This window comes from Streptococcus oralis (genome assembly GCF_004127215.1).
In the GTDB taxonomy this organism is placed as follows: domain Bacteria; phylum Bacillota; class Bacilli; order Lactobacillales; family Streptococcaceae; genus Streptococcus; species Streptococcus oralis_BD.
The window spans coordinates 1-439 of the sequence record NZ_QEWJ01000080.1 but is presented as its reverse complement, the minus strand read 5'-3'; the positions used below and the strand labels follow the sequence as shown (position 1 = coordinate 439).

1 protein-coding gene and 1 pseudogene are annotated in these 439 nt (G+C 35.8%); both read right to left on the bottom strand.

The genetic code is table 11. The annotated features are described in order from the left end of the window. Positions 1–106: pseudogene (locus DF216_RS10485) on the bottom strand (30S ribosomal protein S11); the annotation flags it as partial. A 23-nt stretch (positions 107–129) separates the two neighbouring features. Continuing rightward, on the bottom strand, positions 130–439 hold a 310-nt coding region (gene rpsM / locus DF216_RS10480), incomplete at its 5' end, for a 30S ribosomal protein S13 (protein ID WP_129326785.1).

Sequence of the window (439 nt, the reverse complement as noted above, 5' to 3'; positions counted from 1 at the left end):
CAGTGATAGTTACGATTGTATTGTTGAATGTTGAACGGATGTGTGCTACACCATTTTCAATATTCTTTTTAACTCTACGTTTACGAGATACTTGTTTACGTGCCATTTATATTTTGCCTCCTTTACCTATTATTTTTTCTTATTAGCTACAGTTTTAACTGGGCCTTTACGAGTACGAGCATTGTTTTTAGTTTTTTGACCACGAACTGGTAAACCACGACGGTGGCGAATACCACGGTATGATGAAATTTCCATTAAACGTTTAATGTTTAAGTTTTGTTCACGGCGTAAGTCACCTTCTACTTTATAACCGTCAACTACTTCACGGATACGACCTAATTCGTCATCTGTTAAATCTTTTACACGTGTATCAGCTGATACGTTAGCTTCTTCAACAATTTTTTTAGCTGTTGAAGTACCGATACCATATACGTAAGTT